Origin of the sequence: Streptomyces sp. NBC_00016, from assembly GCF_045040885.1 — a bacterium.
Classification (GTDB): Bacteria; Actinomycetota; Actinomycetes; order Streptomycetales; family Streptomycetaceae; genus Streptomyces; species Streptomyces coriariae.
In genome coordinates, this window is record NZ_CP108304.1 from 7,758,730 (window position 1) to 7,779,215 (window position 20,486).

At 71.7% G+C, this 20,486-nt stretch carries 18 protein-coding genes; 5 read left to right on the forward strand and 13 right to left on the reverse strand.

Annotation, left to right across the window (positions count from 1 at the left end):
- Window positions 1-94: 94 nt before the first annotated feature.
- Genes OG933_RS34335 through OG933_RS34360 form a run of 6 tightly spaced genes read right to left on the reverse strand, consistent with a single transcriptional unit; the run spans window position 95 to window position 6,709 of the window.
- Window positions 95-1,390, reverse strand: coding sequence for an amidohydrolase (locus OG933_RS34335; RefSeq protein ID WP_362535872.1), 1,296 nt, complete (start codon window positions 1,388-1,390; stop codon window positions 95-97).
- On the reverse strand, window positions 1,387-2,151 hold the full coding sequence (locus OG933_RS34340; RefSeq protein ID WP_405630733.1) for a nucleoside phosphorylase: 765 nt from the start codon (window positions 2,149-2,151) through the stop codon (window positions 1,387-1,389). The genes OG933_RS34335 and OG933_RS34340 overlap by 4 nt, the downstream gene beginning before the upstream one ends.
- Window positions 2,148-3,014, reverse strand: coding sequence for an ABC transporter permease (locus OG933_RS34345; RefSeq protein ID WP_082412605.1), 867 nt, complete (start codon window positions 3,012-3,014; stop codon window positions 2,148-2,150). Before OG933_RS34345 ends, OG933_RS34340 begins: the two co-directional genes overlap by 4 nt.
- Window positions 3,014-4,060 (reverse strand): ABC transporter permease subunit, encoded by a 1,047-nt coding sequence (locus OG933_RS34350; protein ID WP_362535876.1) that lies wholly within the window; start codon window positions 4,058-4,060, stop codon window positions 3,014-3,016. The genes OG933_RS34345 and OG933_RS34350 overlap by 1 nt, the downstream gene beginning before the upstream one ends.
- Complete coding sequence (locus OG933_RS34355) at window positions 4,057-5,673, reverse strand: ABC transporter ATP-binding protein (protein WP_405630736.1); 1,617 nt, start codon at window positions 5,671-5,673, stop codon at window positions 4,057-4,059. Before OG933_RS34355 ends, OG933_RS34350 begins: the two co-directional genes overlap by 4 nt.
- Entirely contained in the window at window positions 5,654-6,709 is a 1,056-nt protein-coding gene (locus OG933_RS34360) for a BMP family ABC transporter substrate-binding protein (RefSeq protein WP_405630738.1), read from the reverse strand. Before OG933_RS34360 ends, OG933_RS34355 begins: the two co-directional genes overlap by 20 nt.
- Window positions 6,710-7,090: 381 nt before the next feature.
- Between OG933_RS34360 and mtnA the strand changes: the two genes are divergently transcribed.
- Entirely contained in the window at window positions 7,091-8,122 is a 1,032-nt protein-coding gene (gene mtnA, locus OG933_RS34365; protein WP_362535882.1) for an S-methyl-5-thioribose-1-phosphate isomerase, read from the forward strand.
- Window positions 8,123-8,232: 110 nt separating this feature from the next.
- Here the strand turns inward: mtnA and mtnB are convergent, their stop codons facing one another.
- From mtnB to OG933_RS34380, 3 genes are read right to left on the reverse strand one after another with little or no spacing between them, the layout of a single operon-like run.
- Complete coding sequence (mtnB, locus tag OG933_RS34370) at window positions 8,233-8,841, reverse strand: methylthioribulose 1-phosphate dehydratase (protein ID WP_405630741.1); 609 nt, start codon at window positions 8,839-8,841, stop codon at window positions 8,233-8,235.
- Window positions 8,838-9,572, reverse strand: coding sequence for an acireductone synthase (gene mtnC / locus OG933_RS34375; protein ID WP_362535885.1), 735 nt, complete (start codon window positions 9,570-9,572; stop codon window positions 8,838-8,840). Before mtnC ends, mtnB begins: the two co-directional genes overlap by 4 nt.
- Window positions 9,569-10,168, reverse strand: a complete 600-nt coding sequence (locus OG933_RS34380; RefSeq protein ID WP_362535887.1) for a cupin — start codon at window positions 10,166-10,168, stop codon at window positions 9,569-9,571. Before OG933_RS34380 ends, mtnC begins: the two co-directional genes overlap by 4 nt.
- Before the next feature lie 543 nt (window positions 10,169-10,711).
- Here OG933_RS34380 and OG933_RS34385 point away from each other — a divergent pair.
- Genes OG933_RS34385 through mtnK form a run of 4 tightly spaced genes read left to right on the forward strand, consistent with a single transcriptional unit; the run spans window position 10,712 to window position 15,605 of the window.
- Entirely contained in the window at window positions 10,712-11,809 is a 1,098-nt protein-coding gene (locus OG933_RS34385) for a substrate-binding domain-containing protein (RefSeq protein WP_362535889.1), read from the forward strand.
- On the forward strand, window positions 11,796-13,334 hold the full coding sequence (locus tag OG933_RS34390) for a sugar ABC transporter ATP-binding protein (RefSeq protein ID WP_405630745.1): 1,539 nt from the start codon (window positions 11,796-11,798) through the stop codon (window positions 13,332-13,334). Before OG933_RS34385 ends, OG933_RS34390 begins: the two co-directional genes overlap by 14 nt.
- Before the next feature lie 37 nt (window positions 13,335-13,371).
- Window positions 13,372-14,418, forward strand: coding sequence for an ABC transporter permease (locus OG933_RS34395; RefSeq protein WP_362535894.1), 1,047 nt, complete (start codon window positions 13,372-13,374; stop codon window positions 14,416-14,418).
- A gap of 14 nt (window positions 14,419-14,432) precedes the next feature.
- The gene (mtnK, locus tag OG933_RS34400; protein WP_405630747.1) at window positions 14,433-15,605 is read left to right on the forward strand and encodes an S-methyl-5-thioribose kinase; all 1,173 of its coding nucleotides are present in this window, start codon (window positions 14,433-14,435) and stop codon (window positions 15,603-15,605) included.
- Between the two features lie 16 nt (window positions 15,606-15,621).
- Here the strand turns inward: mtnK and OG933_RS34405 are convergent, their stop codons facing one another.
- From OG933_RS34405 to OG933_RS34420, 4 genes are all read right to left on the reverse strand, one after another.
- On the reverse strand, window positions 15,622-16,188 hold the full coding sequence (locus OG933_RS34405) for an SMI1/KNR4 family protein (protein WP_405630749.1): 567 nt from the start codon (window positions 16,186-16,188) through the stop codon (window positions 15,622-15,624).
- 201 nt (window positions 16,189-16,389) lie between these two features.
- Window positions 16,390-18,006 carry a glycerol-3-phosphate dehydrogenase/oxidase gene (locus OG933_RS34410; RefSeq protein ID WP_054239384.1) on the reverse strand — a complete coding sequence of 539 codons (1,617 nt, stop codon included), beginning with the start codon at window positions 18,004-18,006 and terminating at the stop codon, window positions 16,390-16,392.
- Window positions 18,007-18,015: 9 nt separating this feature from the next.
- Entirely contained in the window at window positions 18,016-19,554 is a 1,539-nt protein-coding gene (gene glpK, locus OG933_RS34415) for a glycerol kinase GlpK (RefSeq protein WP_020128308.1), read from the reverse strand.
- A gap of 73 nt (window positions 19,555-19,627) precedes the next feature.
- Window positions 19,628-20,422 (reverse strand): MIP/aquaporin family protein, encoded by a 795-nt coding sequence (locus OG933_RS34420; RefSeq protein ID WP_362535901.1) that lies wholly within the window; start codon window positions 20,420-20,422, stop codon window positions 19,628-19,630.
- Between the last annotated feature and the right edge of the window lie 64 nt (window positions 20,423-20,486).

The following is a 20,486-nucleotide window of genomic DNA, read 5'->3' on the forward strand; positions in this document are numbered from 1 at the left end:
TCGCCCGGACATCGGATCCGGACATCGGATCCAGACGTCACATCCAGACGTCACATCCAGACATCGGATGTCTCAGCGCCATTATGGGGGCAGATCAGAGCAGTGCCTCCAGGTCTGCGATCACCGCCCGCTCGTCGACCGTGGTCAGCCCACGATCACGCATCAGCACCCGGCCGTCGACGACGGTGTCCCGCACGTCCGACGGGTGCGCCGCGTACGCCAGCGTCGACCACGGGTCGTGGCGCGGCCGCAGATGCGGTGCGTCCAGGTCGAGGACGATCAGGTCGGCCCGCTTGCCCGCCTCCAGCGAACCGAGCTGCCCGCCGAGCCCGAGCGCCCGCGCACCCTCGATCGTCGCCATCCGTACGGCCTGCTCGGCGCCGACCGCCGTCGGATCGCCGGCCGCCTTGTGCACCAGCGCCGCCTGCCGGACGGCCCCCAGCACGTCCAGCGAGTTGGAGCTGACGGCGCCGTCCGTGCCCAGCCCCACCGTCACGCCCGCGCTCAGCAGCCGCGGCACGGGCGCGATGCCGCAGCCCAGCTTCAGGTTCGACACCGGACAGTGGGCGACGCCCGTGCCCGTCCGGGCCAGCGCCGCGATCTCGGGCCCGGTGAGGTCGACGGCGTGCGCGAGCAGCACGTCGGGGCCGAGCAGCCCGAGGGAGTCCAGCAGCTCCACCGGCCGCTTCCCGTGCTGCACCTCGACGGTGGCGACCTCGGTGGCGTTCTCGGCCGCGTGGATGTGCACCAGCGCCCCGAACTCCCGGGCCAGTGCGAAGACTTCGGTGAGCTGCCCGGGGGAGAGGGTGTACGTCGAGTGCGCGAAGACGACCGGCCGGTGTCCGGGCCGGGCGGGCCCGCGCGCCTCGAGGTCGCGTCGCGCCCACCCGAGCCGCTCCTCGTACGCGATGCCGTCCGGCGGGCCGGGCACGTCCATGAACGTGGGCCCGGTGTGCAGCCGCCAGCCCGCCTCGCGGGCCGCCTGCTCGGCCGCCTCGTGGAACCAGTACATGTCCAGCGCCGAGGTCACCCCGGCGCGCAGGCTCTCCGCGACCGCCAGCCGCACCGCCGCCGCCACGTTCTGCGGCGCCAGCAGTTCCGCCTCCCACTTCAGCACCCGCTCCAGGAAACCCTGGAGGGTGACGTCGTCGGCGCGCCCGCGCAGCAGGGTCATCGCGAGATGGGTGTGCGTGTTGATCAGCCCGGGGAGGACGAGACAGCCGGCGGCGTCGATCTCCTCGGCCGCGGTGTGGCGCTCGCGCAGCTCCTGGGCCGGTCCCACGGCGAGGACGGCGCCCTCATGGACCGCGACCGCCCCGCCCCGGACGACGGTTCCGGCGTCGTCCATCGTCAGGACGTCGCCGCCGTGCACCAGCAGGTCGATGCTCACGCCTGCTCACCTTCCGCTTCCGCTTCCGCGAGCAGCCGCAGCGCTTCCAGGGACACCACCGCGCCCCGTTCGACGCCGGCCGCGACGACTTCCCGGTGCGGGTCGTAGCCGCCGGTCGCCTGCTCGTCGACCAGCTCGTCGGCGTTCGCCCCGTCGATCACCAGCACACCGCCCGCGACCAGGCCGCGCAGCGAAGCCGTGACCAGCAGCGCGGACAGTTCCATCTCGATGGCGGCGAGCCCGGCGCCGGCGTAGGAGAAGAGCGGGAGCAGGCCCGGCTGGAAGGCCGCCCGGGTCCACACGACGCCCCGGTGGTGCGGGGCGCCGGCCCGGCGGGCCGCGCGCTGGAGGGCGAGCACCGCCTCGGGCGCGGACACCGCCGGGTACTCCGGGGGCAGCAGCTGATGGGTGACGCCGTCGTCGCGCACGGCCGCCTCCGCGATGACCAGGTCGCCGTCCCCGATGCCCGGCTTCATCGCGCCCGCCGTACCGAACCGCACGCAGGTGCGCACGCCCGCGTCCGCCAGCTCCTGGAACAGCAGGATCGCGCCGGGCGCGCCCACTCCGTGCGAGGCGACGACGACCGGCACGCCCTTCCAACTGCCGCTGAACACCCGGTACTCGCGGTGGTACGAGACCTCCTCGGCGCCGTCGAGGAGCGCGGCGACGGCCGCGGCGCGGGCCGGGTCGCCGACGACCACGGCGTGCGCCGGGAGACCGGTGCGCGGAATGCGGGTGACGGGCAGCAGGTCCTGCGTCATTGGACGGCTCCGGTGGTACGGGGGCGGCGACGGCGGCGGGCCGTCGTGAGGAACAGGGCGCCGAGCGTGACGACGTAGGGCGCGGCGTCGGTCGCCTGCTGCGGCAGGCCGAGACCCTGGAGGCGGAACCCGGCCGCTTCGGCGAGCCCGAACAGCAGCGCGGCGAGCAGGACGCCCAGGGGCGCGGCGCGGCCCAGCATGACGGCCACGACAGCGATCCAACCACGGCCGGCCGTCATGTTCTCCGTGAACAACGTGACGTTGCCGAGGGCGAGCTGGGCGCCCGCCAGACCGCACAGCACTCCGGACAGCAGGATCGCGCCGTACTGGTACTTCGCCGGGCTCACCCCGAGGGTGGCCGCCGCGTCGGGCGCCTCGCCGACCCCGCGCAGCCGGAGCCCCCACACATGGCGCGACAGCAGCAGGGCGGCGACCGCGACCGCCGCCCACGACAGGTATGCGAGCGGGGTGAAGCCACCGATCAGCGGCAGCCCGGCGAGGGAGGGATCGTCGAAGGTGCCCTGCACGCCGAAGACGGTGCGCAGCAGGAAGCTGGTCAGGCCGACGGCCAGGAGGTTCATGGCGATGCCGAGGACCACCGCGTCCCCGCGCAGGGTGACCGCCCCCACGGCCAGGATCAGCGAGTACGCGGCCGCCGCGAGGGCCGCCGCCAGGACGCCGAGCCAGGGGCTGCCGGTGAACCAGCTGGTCGCCACGGAGGTGAAGCAGCCCATCAGCATCATGCCCTCGAGGCCGATGTTGAAGACCCCGGCACGCTCGCACAGGGCGCCGCCGAGCGCCGCCAGCAGGATCGGGGTGAGGGCGCGCAGCGCCGACATGAGGAGATCGGAGTCGAGGAACATCACACCGCCTCGCTTTCCCGGGTGCGACGGCCGAACCAGCGGCTGGGGAAGCGCAGCCGGGCCGCGAGGAACACGATCACGATCGCCTGGAGCACCTGGGTCAGTTCGCGCGGCACCTCGGTGGTGCGCTCCATCGCCAGTCCGCCGACCTGGAGGACGGCGAAGAAGAACGCGGCGACCACCGTGCCCAGCGGAGCCGCGGCGGCGAGCAGGGCCGCCGTCAGGCCGGTCCAGGTGTAGCCGGGGGCGGTGAGCGAGCCGTCCACGAAGCGGTAGGGGAAGCTCAGCACCCCGATGGCGCCCACGAGTCCGGCGAGGCCGCCGGAGAGCGCCATCAACTTCAGGGTCAGGCCTCGGCGTTCGACGCCCGCGTACGCGGAGAAGCGGGGGTTGAGGCCCGTCATGCGGATCTCGTAGCCGACGGCGGTGCGTTTGTCGGTGAACCAGTACGCGGCGGCGGCGATCGCGACGAGGACGAGCCCGAGGGTGACCGTGGAGTCGCCGAACGCGGGCAGTGCCACCCCGTCCGGCAGCGCACGGGTCTGGGGCAGGCTGGAGCCCGGCTCCTTGAGCGGGTAGCGCGCCAGGTAGGAGGCGAGCGACACCGCCGGATAGCTGAGCAGCAGGCTGCTGACCAGCAGCGGGACCCCGAGGTGGTTCTCGCACAGGGCGGCCAGGACGGCGTACCCGGCACCCGCCGCCATCCCGGCGAGCAGCGCCAGGACCACGGTCAGGGGCGCGGGGAGCGGCGAGTAGAGACCGGTGACGGCGGCCGTGATCCCGCCGAGCACCATCTGCCCGTCACCGCCGAGGTTGATCAGCCCGGCCCGCAGCGGGATCGCCAGCGCGAGCGCCAGACCGAGCACGCTGGTGCCGGTGGTGAGGGTCGAGCCGATGCCGTCGGCGCCGAGCGCGCCGGTCACGACGGCTCGGTACGCCGTGACCGGGTCCGCGCCGGTGCCGAGCAGGAACAGCGCGCCGATGACGAGGCCCGCGAGGACGGAGAAGGTGAGGGGGGAGCGCAGGGCTCCGGATATGCGTGTCATGTCAGTGGGTTCATGTCGGTGGCCTCCACGGGGGCGCCCGCCATCGCGAGGCCCAGCGTCCGCTCGTCCGCCTCTTCCTTGGTGTACGAGGCCGCGACCCGGCCCTCGTACATGACGAGCACACGGTCCGCGAGGCCGCGGATCTCGCTGAGTTCGGCCGAGACGAGGAGGACGGCGTGACCGGCGTCGCGGTAGGCGATCAGTTGGTCGTGGATGTTCTGGATGGCGCCGATGTCGACGCCCCGGGTCGGCTGCTCGACCAGCAACAGCGGTGCGTCATGCGCGAGTTCGCGTCCGATGAGCAGCTTCTGGAGATTGCCGCCGGACAGCGCGGAGGCCGGGACCTCGGTGGTCGCCGCCTTGATGCCGAAGCGCTCGACGAGCCGCCGGGCGTGCGCGCGGACGGCCGTCGGCGGCAGCAGGCCACGGGCGGAGAGGGTGGTGCGGTGGTGTCCCATCGCCAGGTTGTCCGCGACCGAGGCGGCGGGGGCCGTACCGACCGCGTGCCGGTCCTCGGGGACGTAGGCGAGCCCCTTCACACGGCGCTCGGTGGCCGAGGCGTGCGTGACGTCGTCGCCCTGGAGCGTGACCTGTCCGGCGGCGACGGGCCGCAGCCCGGCCAGCGCCTCGACCAGCTCGCTCTGGCCGTTCCCGGCGACGCCCGCGATACCGACGATCTCACCGGCGCGGACGGTGAGGTCCACATCGTGGACGGAATCCGTGCTGAACCCGGTGACCCGCAGCACTGCCTCACCGGGCGTGCCCGGTGCGTGGACACGGTCCAGTTCCACCGCGCGGCCGGTCATCGCGGCGGCGATCTCGTCGGCCGTCGTGTCGGAGGTGACCAGCCGGGCGGCGACCCGGCCGTCCCGCAGGACGGTCACCCGGTCGCTGCCCTCCAGCACCTCGCGCAGCTTGTGGGTGACGAGGACGACCGTACGGCCCTGTGCCGTCAGCGACTTGAGCACGCCGAACAGGGTGTCCGCCTCGGCCGGGGTGAGTACGGCGGTCGGCTCGTCGAGGATGAGCGTACGGGCGCCGCGATGCAGCAGCTTGAGGATCTCCACGCGCTGCCGCAGCCCGACCGGCAGGTCGCCGACCCGGGCGTCGGGGTCGACGGCCAGCCCGTGCTCCTCGGCGAGCGCACGTACCCGGCGGCGGGCCGCGGCCCGGTCCACCAGGCCGAAGCGGCGCGGTTCGGCCGCGTAGACGACGTTCTCGGCGACCGTCAGCGAGTCGAACAGCTTGAAGCTCTGGTGGACCATGCCGAGTCCCGCGGCCATGGCGTCGGAGGGGCTCGTGAAGCGCACCTCCCGCCCGTCGATCCGGATCGACCCGGCGTCGGCGCGCTCCATGCCGTACAGGACCGACATCAGCGTGGACTTGCCCGCGCCGTTCTCGCCCATCAGGGCGTGGATCTCACCGTGACGGACGGTCAGGTCGACGGCGTCGTTGGCGAGCGTGCCGGGGAACCGCTTGGTGATTCCCCGGAGCTCGACAGCGACGCCGCTCTCGCCCGCGCCGCTCTCGCCCGCGCCGCTCTCGCCCGCGCCGCTCTCGGCCGCGTAGCTCTCGCCCGCGCCGCTCTCCGGTTCAGCTGGCGGCGGGGTCATCGACCTTCAGCTCTCCGGAGACGATCTGGTCGCGCAGCGCCTCGACCTTCGTCAGGACGTCCTTGTGGTCGGCGATCACGCACTTCGACGTGTCCACGCCGTCCTCCAGGCCGGTCAGGCTGATGCCGCCCTCCTTGAGGCCGTACGAGACGGTCGTGCCGGTCGTGCCGCCGAGGACCGACTCGATGCCCTTCTCGACGGCGATGTCCGTGCGCTTGATCACGTTGTCGACGACCGTGCCCGGCGCCGAGGAGCACTGGTTGACGTCGACGCCGTACGCGAACGCGCCCTTGGCCTTCGCGGCCTCGAAGACGCCGTAGTTGCCGGCCGCCGCGGCCGCCATGATCTGGTCGTAGCCCTTGGCCAGCAGGGTGTTCGCCTGCTCCTTGGCGCGGGCCGAGTCGTCGAACGGGGACTGGCCGCCGACGAAGCGGGTGGACGTCTCCGTCTTGGCGGCGACCTTCTTGGCGCCGGCCGCGAACGGGTCGCTGTAGCGGCGGAACTGGGGCGTGTCGAGCACGTCGACCGCGCCGACCTTGCCGGACTTGCTCAGCAGGCCCGCCTCGGCGCCGGCGAGGTAGACGCCCTCGTGCTCACGGAAGACCGCGCAGCTGACGTTCTTGAAGGTCTTGGTGGTGCACGCGTCGATGATCAGGAACTGCTGGCCCGGGTTCTTCTCGGCCTGCTGGGCGACGAGGTCGGCGAACTCGAAGCCGACGAGGACGATGACGTCCGGCTTGGCGTCCACCGCGGCCTGCACGTTCTGCTGCTGGGAGGCGGTGTCGGTGGACTCGTAGACCTTCTGGGTCCCGTCGTGCTGCTTCGCCGCGCTCTTGATGCCGGTCACCGCGAGCTTGAGGAACTCGTTCTGGCCGACGGCGTCGGGGGTGACGAGGGTGAAGGACTTGCCGCTGCCGCCGCTCGCGCCCGTGGCGGAGTCGTCCTTCTTCGCGGCGGCGTTGCAGGCGGTGGCGAGGAGCACGGTGCCGGTCGCGAGGGCGGCGAGCTGCACGGAACGGCGGTGTCTGCGGGGCATCGGGGAACCTTCCGGGTATGCCGAGAGGCGCATCACGATGCTGAGGTGCGCGCGTACGGCGGGGTGAGGTGAGCGACGGTGCTCGGTGCGGCAGAGACCGCGGGGGAGGGCCGAGGGGACGGACTCAGCCGCGACAGCCGTCGCCGGCGCAGCGGCCGAAGTCGAGGAAGCGGCGCCTGGTGAGCAGCGGCATGCGTTTCCCCCTTCGTCTCGTTCTGCGGGATGCTGGTATCGCCCTGCGGATGCAGGTGCTGGACTCTAACACTCGTTTCCGGACACCCGACGGGGTGTCTCGAACTGTGGTTCGCTCACCGTCCATCGGGGGTTCTTCGAGGTCATGTACGGTGTCGAACACCATTGGAACATCAGGAGCGTCCCGTTATGTCCCAGGAACTGCGCGCCGTCGAGTGGACCGGAACCGGCCTCGCGCTGATCGACCAGACCGCTCTCCCGCATCGCACCACGACCGTCGATGTCCACGATGTGGACACCCTGGTCGACGCGATCCAGCGGCTGGTCGTGCGCGGTGCCCCCGCGATCGGCGCGGCGGGCGCCTACGGCGTCGCGATCGCGCTCATGGAGGGCGAGCGCGAGGGCTGGACGGACGACGAGATACGCAAGGCCGTCGCCCGCGTCCGCGAGGCCCGCCCGACCGCCGTGAACCTCATGGTGTGCGTGGACCGGGTCATGACCCGCTTCGACGAGGGGCTCGACGCGGTCCTGGCGGAGGCGGCCGCGGTGCAGCGCGAGGACGTCGAGGCCAACCGTGCGATGGGTGCGTTCGGCGCGGACTGGCTGCTGGAGCGGGTCGGCGCGGACCGCCCGCTGCGGATCCTGACGCACTGCAACACCGGCGCGCTGGCCACCGCCGGCTGGGGCACCGCCCTCGGGGTCATCCGCGAACTGCACGCGCGCGGACGCCTCGAGGTCGTCTACGCCGACGAGACCCGCCCGCTGCTCCAGGGGTCGCGCCTGACCGCCTGGGAGCTGGTCCAGGAGGGCATCGCGCACTTCGTCCAGGCCGACGGGGCCGCCGCCGGCACCATCCTGCGCGGCGAGGTCGACGCGGCGATCGTGGGCGCCGACCGCATCGCGGCCAACGGCGACACCGCCAACAAGGTCGGCACCGTGGGGGTCGCCCTCGCCTGCGCCGACGCGGGCATCCCGTTCCTGGTGGCGGCGCCCACCACCACGGTCGATCTCTCGACGCCGGACGGCGCCGCCATCCACATCGAACTGCGCGGCGAGGACGAGGTGCTGGAGTGGGCCGGGGTGCGGACGGCGCCCGCCGAGTCGCGCGGCCACAACCCGGCGTTCGACGTCACGCCGGGCCGGCTGGTGACGGGCCTGGTGACCGAGCGGGGCGTACTGGAGGTGTCCGCGGGGGAGTTGCCCGGGGACCGGCTGCGCTGAGCTGCGCCGAGTACACACCGGCTGCGCCGGACACACCGAAGGCCACGGTCGAGGGACCGTGGCCTTTCGCGTGTCTCGGGTGTCTCTCGCGTCCCGCGTGTCTCTCGTGGTCAGCGCCGCGTCAGCTCCAGCTCCAGGAGCCATTCGACGACCTCGGTGTGGTGACGGGCCTGGCGCGGGGTGTCGCCCCACACGTACAGGCCGTGCCCGGCCACGACCACCGCGGGCATCCGGGGTTCGCGGGCCGCCTCCAGCCGGTCGCCGAGGATCTTCATGTCCTGGCTGTTGGCGATGACCGGCAGGGTCACCTCGACGTCGTGCGCGGGCTGGCCGACGCCCTTGAGCATCTCGATGTCCTTGAAGACGATCCCGCCCGGGTGCCGGTGGCCGAGCGCCACGGAGGCCACCGTGTGCACGTGCACGACCGCGCCCGCACCGGTCAGCGCGGCCACGCGCGCGTGCAGTTCGGCCTCGGCGGACGGCTTGCCCTCGTGCACGGCGGCGCCGTTCCCGTCGACCAGCACCACGTCCGCGGGGGTCAGTTCACCCTTGTCGTGGCCGCTCGCGGTGACCGCGAGCCGCAGCGGGTCGCGGGTGAGCACCACCGACAGGTTGCCCGAGGTGCCGCGCATCCAGCCGAAGGAGGCGAAGCGGGCGGACTCGGCGGCGAGGACCGCCCCGGCCTCCTCCAGGTCGAGTGCGGTGAGGTCGGCGGTCATGAAGTGCTCCTGGAGTTGCTTACGGTGATCTCGTCGAACGTCCCCGCCTGCGCGTGGTCGCCGACTCCCTGCTCGAAATACGGTTCCCCCGGCCGCCGGACGCCGACCGCGTGCCAGCCGGCCTCGCGGGCCGCGTCCAGCTCGCCGGGCCGGTCGGAGAGGAACAGCAGCCGGTCGGCCGCCACCGCGGTCGACCCGGCGATACGGCGGTACGACTCCGGCTCCTGCTTGGGGCCGGCGTTCTCGGTGTCGTACAGCCCGGACAGGAGCGAGGTGAGGTCGCCCGCCGGGCTGTTGGTGAACCACGCCCGCTGGGCGGACACCGCGCCCGACGAGTAGACGTACAGCCGCAGCCCCGCCGCGTGCCAGGCGCGCAGCCGCGGCACGACGTCGTCGTAGAAGTGCGAGACGAGGTCGCCGCGCGCGAAGCCCTCGGACCACAGGACGCCCTGCAGGCTCTTCAGCGGGGTCGCCTTGCGGTCCTCGTCGAGCCAGGCGTTCAGCGTCTTCTCGATCGCGGCCGCGTCGGCGTCCGGCTCGCCCGTCAGCTCACGTACCTGCGCGATCGCCCGTGCCACCGCGGGCTCCTCGGCCCGCTCGGTGAGCAGCTCGGCGAAGCGGGCGCGGGAGTACGGGTACAGCACGTCCACGACGAAGCCCGTGGCGCTCGTGGTGCCCTCGATGTCGAGCACCACGGCGTCCACGTCGTACGCCGGGCCCGGCACGCTCACGCGGCGGCCCGGTCGGCCTCGTAGCCGGCCGCGATCGTGTCGTAGTCCGGGAAGCGGCCGGCGATGGTGGAGCCGGTGAAGCTGCCGATCCAGCCGTCCTCCTCGTGGAAGAAGCGGATCGCCGTGAACGAGGGGTTGGTGCCCATGTCGAACCAGTGGGTGGTGCCGCGCGGCACGCCCAGCAGGTCGCCCTTCTCGCAGAAGACCGCGTGCACCTCGCCGTTCACGTGCAGGTAGAAGATGCCGGAGCCGGAGACGAAGAAGCGGACCTCGTCATCGTCGTCGTGGGTGTGCTCCTGGAGGAACTTCTCGCGGGCCGCCTTCGCCTTCGCCGGGAACTCCGGGTCCTCGCTCGGGTGCAGACCGAGGACGTCGACGGTGGTGAAGCCCTCCTCCGCGTTCAGCTTCTCGATCTCCGGGCCGTACGCCGCGAACACCGTCTCGCTGTCGGCGTCGAACGGCACGTCCGCGCGCACCGGCCACTGTTCGTAGCGCACGCCCAGCGGCGCGAGGGCCGCAGCGATCTCGACGGGGTCGGAGGTGCGGCGGACCAGGGTCTCCGGGCCGGACTCGGACCAGGTCGTCAGCAGCGTCATGGAAGCAACTCCAGGCTTCTGGAAGGGGTGTCCGGATACCGAGACGGATCGGACGGGGAGGTGAGAGGGAGAGGCGGGCGGCGGGGACGGTCACTCAGCCGCGACACGGCGCGCCGGGACAGCGCCGCATGCGGGGCATGCGCAGCGCGTTCGCGCGATGTCTGGTCATCGGGGCCTCACTGTGCCGGGTCGGATGCCGGTTCCGTGATGGTAACTCCCGGCGGCACGTCCCCCGCCTGTGACGTAATCGTTGTCTCGAATATTGAGATGCGGTGTCCATTCCTTTGACGGGTGGCTGAAATCGTTCTCATGATCTGCATATGAAGACGCTGCTGCTCGTGCGGCGGCTGTACGTGGACTTGCTCCGGTCGACCACGGCCAGCTGTCGCTGACCCCTCCCGGAGCTTTGACGCGCCCCTGTTCCCGGGGCGCTCCCCGCCACACGCGATGGCTCGTTCCCGTCCTTCGCTCCGGGCTCACGCATCCCTGCTTCGCCTCCCCTGCGCCCCACCCCTCTGCGTCACCTTGCACCTGGAGCCCCTCATGTCCCGTGTCCGTCTGCCTCTCGCCGCGCTCTCGCTGGCCTCCGTCTCCGCCCTGGTCCTCTCCGGCTGCGCGCAGTCCACGGACGCCTCGAAGGGCACCGGCAACGCCGCCGCCTCGGCCTCCGCCGCCACCGGCAAGAAGCCCGCCCCCTTCAGCGCGGGCGCGGTCAAGGTGGCCCTGGTCCGGCAGAGCGGCGCCGGCGACTACTTCGAGCAGTGGGGCAACGGCGCGAAGGCCCAGGCCAAGGCGCTCGGTATCGACCTGACCGTGTACGACGCCCAGGCCGACAACGCCAAGCAGGCCACCGACCTGTCCTCGGCGATCAACTCCGGGGCGAAGGCGATCATCATCGACCACGGCTTCCCGGCGACCATCCAGCCGGAGATCGACAAGGCCGTGAAGAAGGGCATCAAGGTCGTCGTCTACGACGTCGAGACCGCCACCGAGGGTGTCGTCTCCACCAAGCAGGACGACGCGAGCATGGCCCAGGCGGTCCTCGACGTGATGGCCAAGGAGGTCGGCAAGAACGCCAAGGTCGGCTACGTCAACGTGGCCGGCTACGCGGCCCTCGACAAGCGCGACAGCGTCTGGAAGTCGACGGTGACCTCGCAGGCCTGGAAGCAGCAGTTCAAGGTCGGCAAGGTCACCGACTCCACGGCCACCGACAACGTTCCCCTCGTCTCCGCCGCGCTCACCCAGCACTCCGACGTGGCCGGCGTCTTCGCGCCCTACGACGAGCTCGCCAAGGGCACCGTGCTCGCCGTCCAGAACAAGAAGCTCCAGGACAAGGTGAAGGTCTTCGGTGCCGACGTCTCCAACGCCGACATCCAGCAGATGACCGCCGCCGACAGCCCCTGGGTCGCCACCGCGGGCACCGACCCGTCCGCCGTCGGCGCGGCCGTCGTCCGCACCACGGCGCTGGAGCTGGCCGGTCAGCTGAACAAGACCTCCGTCGAGTTCCCGGCCGTCGCCATCACCCAGGACTTCCTGCGCGAGAAGAAGATCGCGAACATGGACCAGCTGCGGGAGGCGCTGCCCGCGCTGAACCTGTCGCAGGTCTCCACCGCGGACTGGATCTCGAATGTCGCCCACTGAGTCCGGCCCTTCGGGGACCGTCCCGGCGGTCGGTCTCACCGACGTCAGCATGGCCTTCGGCGGCAGGACGGTGCTCGCCTCCGTGACGCTGGACATCGCACCGGGCAGCGTGGTCGCGCTGCTCGGCGCGAACGGCGCCGGCAAGTCCACGCTGATCAAGATCCTCTCGGGCGTCCACACGGACCACGGGGGAGAGGTGCGCGTCGACGGCACCCCGGTCGCCCTCGCCTCGCCGCTGGCCGCCCGTCAGCTGGGCATCCAGACGGTGCACCAGCGGATCGGCGAGGGCATCGTGCCCGGCCTCACGGTCGCCGAGAACCTGGTCTTCGAGGAGCTCGCGCAAAAACGCGGCAACCCGTTCCTGAGCGGCCGCGGCACGCTCGCCCGGGCCCGCGAGATCCAGGCGGGCCTCGGCCTGGACTGGAGCGAGCAGGTGCTCAAGCAGGACGTCGGCGAACTCGGCATCTCCGACCGGCAGTTGCTGATCCTGGCCCGCGCGCTGGCGACCCGCCCCCGGCTGCTCATCCTCGACGAGCCGACCTCCGCGCTCTCCGCCGCCGAGGCACAGCGGCTGTTCGCGCTCGTCGAGCGGATGCGCCAGGACGGCATCGCCGTGCTCTACGTCTCCCACCGGCTCGGCGAGATCGACGCGCTCGCCGACCGGCTGGTCGTCCTGCGCGACGGTCTGCTCACCGAGGACCAGGCCAGGCCCTTCGACTGGGACGCGGCCCTGCGCGCGATGCTGGCCCAGCCCCAGGAGGTGACCACCGCCCGGCCCGTCAGGGAAGGAGCCGAAGGGGAGGTCGCCCTCTCGCTGCGCGGCGTCCGCCTCTTCGAGGGCCGCACCCCCCTCGACCTCGACCTGCGCGCCGGGGAGGTCACCGGCGTCGTGGGCCTGCTGGGCGCGGGCAAGACCGAGCTGGCGCGCGGCCTGTTCGGCGCGGAGCCCTTCGCCACCGGTGCCGTGGAACTGGACGGCACGGCCTACGCGCCCCGCCGCCCCTCCGACGCCATCCGCGCCGGCGTCCACCTCGTCCCCGAGGACCGGCACGCCGACGCCCTGGTGCCCGGCTGGTCGGTCGCGCGGAACGTCTCGCTGCCGTTCCTGAAGTCCTTCTCCCGGGCCGGTCTCATGAACCGGCCCAAGGAGGACGCCCTCGGCCGCGAGACGATCGACGCCCTCGGCGTCGTCACCCGCGACGAGCACAGCACCGTCGAGGAACTGTCCGGCGGCAACCAGCAGAAGGTCGTCGTCGGCCGCTGGCTCGCCCACACCCCGCGTGTCCTCATCCTGGACGAACCGTTCCGAGGTGTGGACATCGGCGCGCGGCGCGACATCGGCCGCCGGGCCCGCGCCCTCGCCGCCGAGGGCGCGGCCGTCCTCGTCCTGTCCGCCGACGTCGACGAGGTCCTGGAGGTGGCCGACCGGGTCGTCGTCCTCGCGGCCGGTGAGGTCCATCTCGACGCGTACGGCGAAGACGCGGAACGCGACCGCGTGATCCAGACCATCTCGGCGTCCGTCTGATGCCGGCCCGCCCCCACGAAGGCCCAGGAATCACCCCATGACCACCACCCAGAGCACCGAGGTCCCCACCAAGGCGGCGATCCGGCCGGCGGCCGGCACCGCGGTGCGCGTCCAGAACGCCGTGATCAAGTACGGCTTCATCTTCGTGACGGTCGCGCTGTTCCTGTACTTCGCGCTGAGCGAGGGCTCCTTCCGGGAGTCGGCCACCCTGCTCGACACCCTGCGGTACGTCTCCGTCGCCGCCATCCTCGGCCTCGGTGTCACCCTCACCATGGCCGTCGGCGGAATGGACATGTCCGTCGGGGCCGTCGCCGGCCTCGGCGTCTCCGTCGCCGCCCAGACGATGGTCGTCTTCAACCAGGTCGGCACGGTCGCGATCCTCGCGGTGCTGGTGGCGGGCGCGCTCGCCGGCCTGCTCAACGCCCTGCTGATCGTCGTACTGAAGATCCCCGACATGCTCGCCACGCTCGGCACGATGTTCGTCATCCAGGGCAGCAAGCTGATCCTCGTCGACGGCCAGTCGATCACTCCGGGCATGACGATGTCCGACGGGTCGACCGCGCCCGGCAGGTTCACCGACGGCTTCCTGAAGATCGACCGCGGCACGGTTCTCGGCATCCCGATCTCCGTGCTGATCTTCGGCGGTCTGACGATCGCCGCCTGGGTCTTCCTCGCCCGCACCCGCTGGGGCCGCGTCCTCTACGCCATCGGCGCCAACCCCGAGGCCTCCCGGCTGGCCGGCATCCGGGTCGGCGCCTACCGCGCCCTGGCCTACGTCATCTCCGGCGTCCTCGCCTCGGTGGGCGGCCTCATCCTGGCGTCCAGGATCGGCCAGGGCGACGTGTCGGCCGGTACCTCCCAGCTGCTGGAGGCGGTCGCGGTGGCACTCGTCGGCACCTCCGTCCTGGGCCGCGGCCGGCCGAACGTCTGGGGCACGGCCCTCGGCGCGGTGCTCATCGGCATCATCACCACCGGCCTGACCATCAAGGGCCTGCCGTACTACACGCAGGACGTCGTCGAGGGCGCGGTGCTGATCCTCGCCCTGGTCTTCAGCTTCACCCTGTCCAAGCGCCGCACCGCATAAGGGAGTTCACGACCATGGGCTACCGCATCCTGGAGACCGACGACATCCCCGCCTACCTCGGCGAGCGGGGCCACTGGGAGGACCTCGCGGACATCCGGGTCCGGGAGGTGTCGGACGGCAACATGAACCGGGTGTTCCTGGCCTCCTCCGCCGACGGCACCCGCAGCCTCGCCGTCAAGCAGGCCCTGCCCTGGGTCCGCGTCGCCGGTCCCTCCTGGCCGATGAACCCCGACCGCGCCGACGCCGAGGCCCGCGCCTACCAGCAGGTCGCCAGGGTCGCCCCCGACAAGATCCCGGCGGTGCACGGCTACGACCCCGAGAACTACGCCCTCGTCATGGAGGACATGTCCGACCTCGAGGTACTGCGCACACTGCTCAACGAGGGCGCGGCCTACGGCCCGCACACCTCGGCGAGGATCGGCGAGTTCGTCGCCCAGTTCTCCTTCGCCACCAGCGACTTCGGCATGCCGTCCGCCGAACGCAAGGCGCTGATCGCGGCCTCCGTCAGTCCGGAGCTGTGCAAGATCACCGAAGACGTCGTGCTGTCCGAGCCGTATGTCGAGCACGAACACAACCACTGGCACCCCGGCCTCGACGACCTGGCCGCGGCCTTCCGCGCCGACACCCGGCTGCGCACCGAGGTCGCCGACCTCCGCCACACCTTCATGACCAGCGCCCAGGCCCTCCTCCACGGTGACCTGCACACCGGCAGCGTGATGGTCGGCAGGCGCGAAGGCGCGCCCGTGGTCCGGGTCTTCGACCCCGAGTTCTCCTTCGTCGGCCCCATCGGCTACGACCTCGGCCTCTACTGGGCGAACGTGCTGGTCTCCGAGGAGCGGGCGCGCGCCCTGGGCACGCTGTCCGACCACGCCGACCAGCTCCGCCTGTCCTGGGAGGCGTTCGAGGCAGAGTTCCGCCGTCTGTGGCCGAACCGCGTCGACGCCTTCTTCGACGACGCCTATCTCGACCGGTTCCTGCGCCGCGTGTGGACCGACTCCGTCGGCTACGCGGGCACGGAGATCGTCCGCCGCATCATCGGCTTCGCCCACCTGACCGACCTGACGACCCTGCCGGACCCGGTGCCCGCCTCCCGGCGCGCACTGCTGCTGGGGCGCGAACTGATCGTCCGCCGCGATGAGCTGACGGACGTCGAGGCGGTACGGGCGCTCGTGGAGTCGCTCGGCTGACCGGCCTCGGGCGGCCTCAGGCGGCGTCGAACCACTCCTTGCCGGCCGCCCAGTGCGCCACCCAGCCCGCGAAGCCGGGCGCGCAGGTCGTGTGGCCGGACTCCGCCTCGAACGGCATGGCACCCACGTCGGTCACCAGCCATATCCGCCCCCGCTGGGGGCCGGTGACGACGAGATGCCAGTTCATCGCGCAGCCGTCCGTCCCCAGGACGACGGAACCGTGGTGGAGGACCTGCTCGACGACCGCCTCGGGGTCCTCGTCCTCGTAGGGCACGTCCTCCTCCTCCCACAGCCACTGCCGGGTGAGCGGGAACGGCTCGGCCAGGTTCCGCCGCGCGCCGTCGTCGCCCCAGTCCGAGGGCAGTTCGGCCAGCCCCACGAGGCCGTACGCCGGCGGCCCCTGGAACGACCCGTCGGTCACCTCCGCCACGAACGTGCGGTACGGCTCCGGCAGCACCACCTCGTGCTCCGCCTCGAAGGCGCGGACCGCCTCCCAGCCGAGCGCCGACTTCCCGCCGTCGTCCACGGCGAAGGCCTCCCGCAGCGCCGCCAGTTCGGCGGGATCCGCCTGATCGATGTTCATGTCCCCAGGAAAACATCCGGCACTGACAACCTGACCGCCACGAGGGCGGGCGGGCATGCGGAAGGGGCGGCTCCATAGGGGTGGAGCCGCCCCTTCCTGTTCCGGCCCCGGTACGGAGGGGCCGTCCCTGACACCGGCCCCGGTCAGGGGAGCGGGCCGGCGGAGGGTGTTCCGGAGGGTTTCCCGGGTGACCGGGAGGACCTACTTCTTGTCGAGCAGGTCCTGCACCTTGCCGCGGACGTCGTCGGTGGCGAGACCGCGGATCGTCAGCGTCGTACGGCGGCGCAGCACGTCGTCCGCCGTCTGTGCCCACTCGTTGTCGCGGGCGTAGACGACCTGCGCCCAGATCTCGGGGGCGTCCGGGTGGACGCGCGCGCCCAGCTCGGGGTTCTCGTTGGCCAGCCGCGCGATGTCGAAGGCCAGCGAGCCGTAGTGGGTGGCCAGGTGCCTGGCGGTGTCGGCCGCCATGCGCGGGCCGGGTGCCGGGTTGTCGACCAGCAGCCGGTGGGCGACCGCGCGCGGGTTGGCGACGCCGGGCAGCGGCAGCTTCTTCGGCAGCGAGGAGATCGGCTCGAAGTCGTCGCCCAGCGGGTGGCCGGGCAGCGCCTCCAGCTTCTGCATGACCGTACGGCCGATGTGCCGGAAGGTCGTCCACTTGCCGCCGGCGACGGACAGCATGCCGCCCCTGCCCTCGGTGACGACGGTCTCGCGCTTGGCCTTCGCCGTGCTGCCGGGGCCGCCGGGCAGCACGCGCAGACCCGCGAAGGCGTAGGTGATCAGGTCACGGTCGAGCTGCTGGTCGCGGATGGAGAACGCGGCCTCGTCGAGTATCTGGGCGGTGTCCTTCTCGGTGACCGAGACATCCGCCGGATCGCCCTCGAACTCCTCGTCGGTGGTGCCGAGCAGCAGCATGTCCTCCCAGGGGAGGGCGAAGGTGATGCGGTACTTGTCGATGGGGGTCGCGAGCGCGGCCTTCCAGGGGGCGGTGCGCTTCAGGACCAGGTGGGCGCCCTTGGACAGGCGGATGGACGGAGCCGCGTTCGGGTCCTCCATCCTGCGCAGGTGGTCGACCCACGGACCGGTCGCGTTGAGCACCAGCCGGGCGCTCACGCCGAACTCGTCACCGGAGAGCCGGTCGCGCAGCTCGGCGCCGGTGACCCGGCCCCTGGTGAAGCGCAGCCCGGAGACCTCGGCGTGGTTCAGGACGACGGCGCCCGCCTCGACGGCCGCGCGGACCGTCATCAGCGCCATGCGCGCGTCGTTCATCTGGTCGTCGCCGTACACGGCCACGGCCTTGAGGTTGTCGGTGCGCAGCTCGGGCACGTCCTGCGCGGCCTTGGCCGGGGACAGGAGGTGACCGACGCCGTCGCCGAACGCCGACAGCGCGGAGTAGGCGAAGACGCCCGCCCCGAGCTTCGCCGCGCCGTGCGGCCCGCCCTTGTACACGGGGAGGTAGAACGTGAGCGGGTTCGCCAGGTGGGGGGCCACCTGGCGGGAGACCGCACGGCGCTCGAAGTGGTTCTCCGCCACCAGCTTCACCGCGCCGGTCTGCAGGTAGCGCAGACCGCCGTGGAGAAGCTTGGAGGAGGCGGAGGAGGTGGCGCCGGCGAAGTCGCCGGCGTCGACCAGAGCCACCCTGAGCCCGGACTGCGCGGCGTGCCAGGCGGTGGAGATGCCCAGGATGCCGCCGCCGATGACGAGAAGGTCGAACGACGCCTTGGAGAGCTGTTCCCGGGTCTCGGCGCGGCTCGGGTTCGAGCCGGACGCCGGGTGCGTCCCCAGGGCAGGCACGGACTTCAGGGTGGTCTGACTGGTCATGTGGGGTTCTTACTCCTCGTCCTCGAGCCAGCCCATGGTCCGCTCGACGGCCTTGAGCCAGCTCTTGTACTCACGGTCGCGGGTCTCCGCGTCCATGCGGGGGGTCCACTCGGCGGCCCGGCGCCAGTTGGCACGCAGATCGTCGGTGCTGGTCCAGAAGCCGACGGCGAGGCCGGCGGCGTAGGCGGCGCCGAGGCAGGTGGTCTCGGCGACCATCGGGCGCACCACGGGGGCGTCCACGAAGTCCGAGAGCGTCTGCATCAGCAGGTTGTTGGAGGTCATGCCGCCGTCGACCTTGATCGCCGCGAGCTCGACGCCGGAGTCCTTCGTCATGGCGTCGGTGATCTCACGGGTCTGCCAGGCCGTGGCCTCCAGGACGGCGCGCGCGAGGTGCGCCTTGGTGACGTACCGGGTGAGGCCGGCGATCACACCGCGGGCGTCGGAGCGCCAGTACGGGGCGAACAGACCGGAGAAGGCCGGCACGAAGTAGGCGCCGCCGTTGTCCTCGACCGAGAGCGCGAGGGTCTCGATCTCGGCGGCGGTGGAGATCAGGCCCATCTGGTCGCGCATCCACTGCACCAGCGAACCGGTGACGGCGATCGATCCTTCGAGGGCGTAGACCGCCTTCTGGTCGCCGATGCGGTATCCGACCGTGGTCAGCAGGCCGTTGTAGGAGTTGACCGGCTTCTCACCGGTGTTCATCAGCAGGAAGGTGCCGGTGCCGTAGGTGGACTTGGCCTCGCCCTCCGCGAAACAGGTCTGGCCGAACAGGGCCGCCTGCTGGTCGCCGAGCGCGGAGGCGACGGGGATGCCGCCGAGCAGGTCGCCCAGCTTGCCGCCGGTGATCTCGCCGTACACCTCGGCGGAGGAGCGGATCTCCGGGAGCATCGCGAGCGGGACGCCGATGGACTCGGCGATCTTCTCGTCCCACTCCATGGTGTGCAGGTTCATCAGCATGGTGCGGGAGGCGTTGGTGACGTCGGTGACGTGCCGGCCGCCGTTCACACCGCCCGTCAGGTTCCAGATGACCCAGCTGTCCATGGTGCCGAAGAGGATGTCGCCCGCCTCGGCGCGCTCCCGCAGACCCTCGACGTTGTCGAGCAGCCAGCGGGCCTTGGGGCCGGCGAAGTACGAGGCCAGCGGCAGGCCGGTCTCGCGGCGGAAGCGGTCCTGGCCGACGTTGCGGCCCAGCTCCTTGCAGAGCGCGTCGGTGCGGGTGTCCTGCCAGACGATGGCGTTGTGGACGGGCTCACCGGTGTTCTTGTCCCACAGCAGCGTCGTCTCACGCTGGTTGGTGATGCCGATGGCCTTGATGTCGTCGCGGGTGATGCCGGCCTTCGCGATGGCGGAGGCGACGACCTCCTCGACGTTGGTCCAGATCTCGGTGGCGTTGTGCTCGACCCAGCCCGGCTTCGGGAAGATCTGCTCGTGCTCCTTCTGGTCGACGGAGACGATACGGCCGTCCCGGTCGAAGACGATGCAGCGCGAGGAGGTGGTGCCCTGGTCGATGGCGGCGATGAAGGGGCCGGCGGTGTGCGCGTCGGTCACGGTGTGCTCCTGGGTTTCCGTGGTGAGGGGCTGTCTGTACGGCGCTGCTGACTACGCGGTGTGGCTGGTGCTCTTAAGCAAAAGCGACGTTGTAGATACCCGCAGCGATCGCGCCGCCGATCAGCGGACCGACCACCGGGATCCAGGCGTAGCTCCAGTCGGAGCCGCCCTTGTTGGGCAGGGGCAGGAGGGCGTGCACGATGCGCGGACCGAGGTCACGGGCCGGGTTGATCGCGTAACCGGTCGGGCCACCGAGGGACAGACCGATCGAGACGACCACCAGCGCGGTGATCAGTGCGCCCAGGTTGCCGAGGCCGTTGCCCTTGTCGTTCAGGCCCTGCGTGAGCACGGCGAGGACGAGCACGATGGTGCCGATGATCTCCGTGGCGAGGTTCTGCCAGACGACCCGGACCTCCGGGCCGGTGGAGAAGACGCCCAGGACCGGGCCGGCGCCCTGTTCCCGCGCCTCGACCGACTTGGCGGCCGTGGTCTTTGCCGCCGGCTCGCCGACGATCTCCTTGTCGGTGAGGTGCGCGTGGAACTGGCCGTAGTAGGCGACCCAGACCAGGGTGGCGCCGATGGCGGCACCGAGCAGCTGCCCGGCCCAGTAGACCGGAACGTTGCTCCAGTCGTCGTCCTTGATCGCGAGTGCGAGGGTGACCGCCGGGTTGAGGTGGGCGCCCGAGAGGGGCGCCGAGGTGTAGACAGCCGTCAGAACGGCGAAACCCCACCCGAAGGTGATGGCGAGCCAGCCGGCGTTACGGGCCTTGGAGGCCTTCAGCGTGACGGCGGCGCAGACGCCACCGCCGAGCAGGATGAGTATGGCGGTACCGATGGTCTCGCCGATGAAGATGTCGGAGCTGGACACCCGCGACTCCTTTGTCCTTCGTCCAGGGAAGCCGAACCCCGGGTCCCGCCGGGGGTTCGAGCGC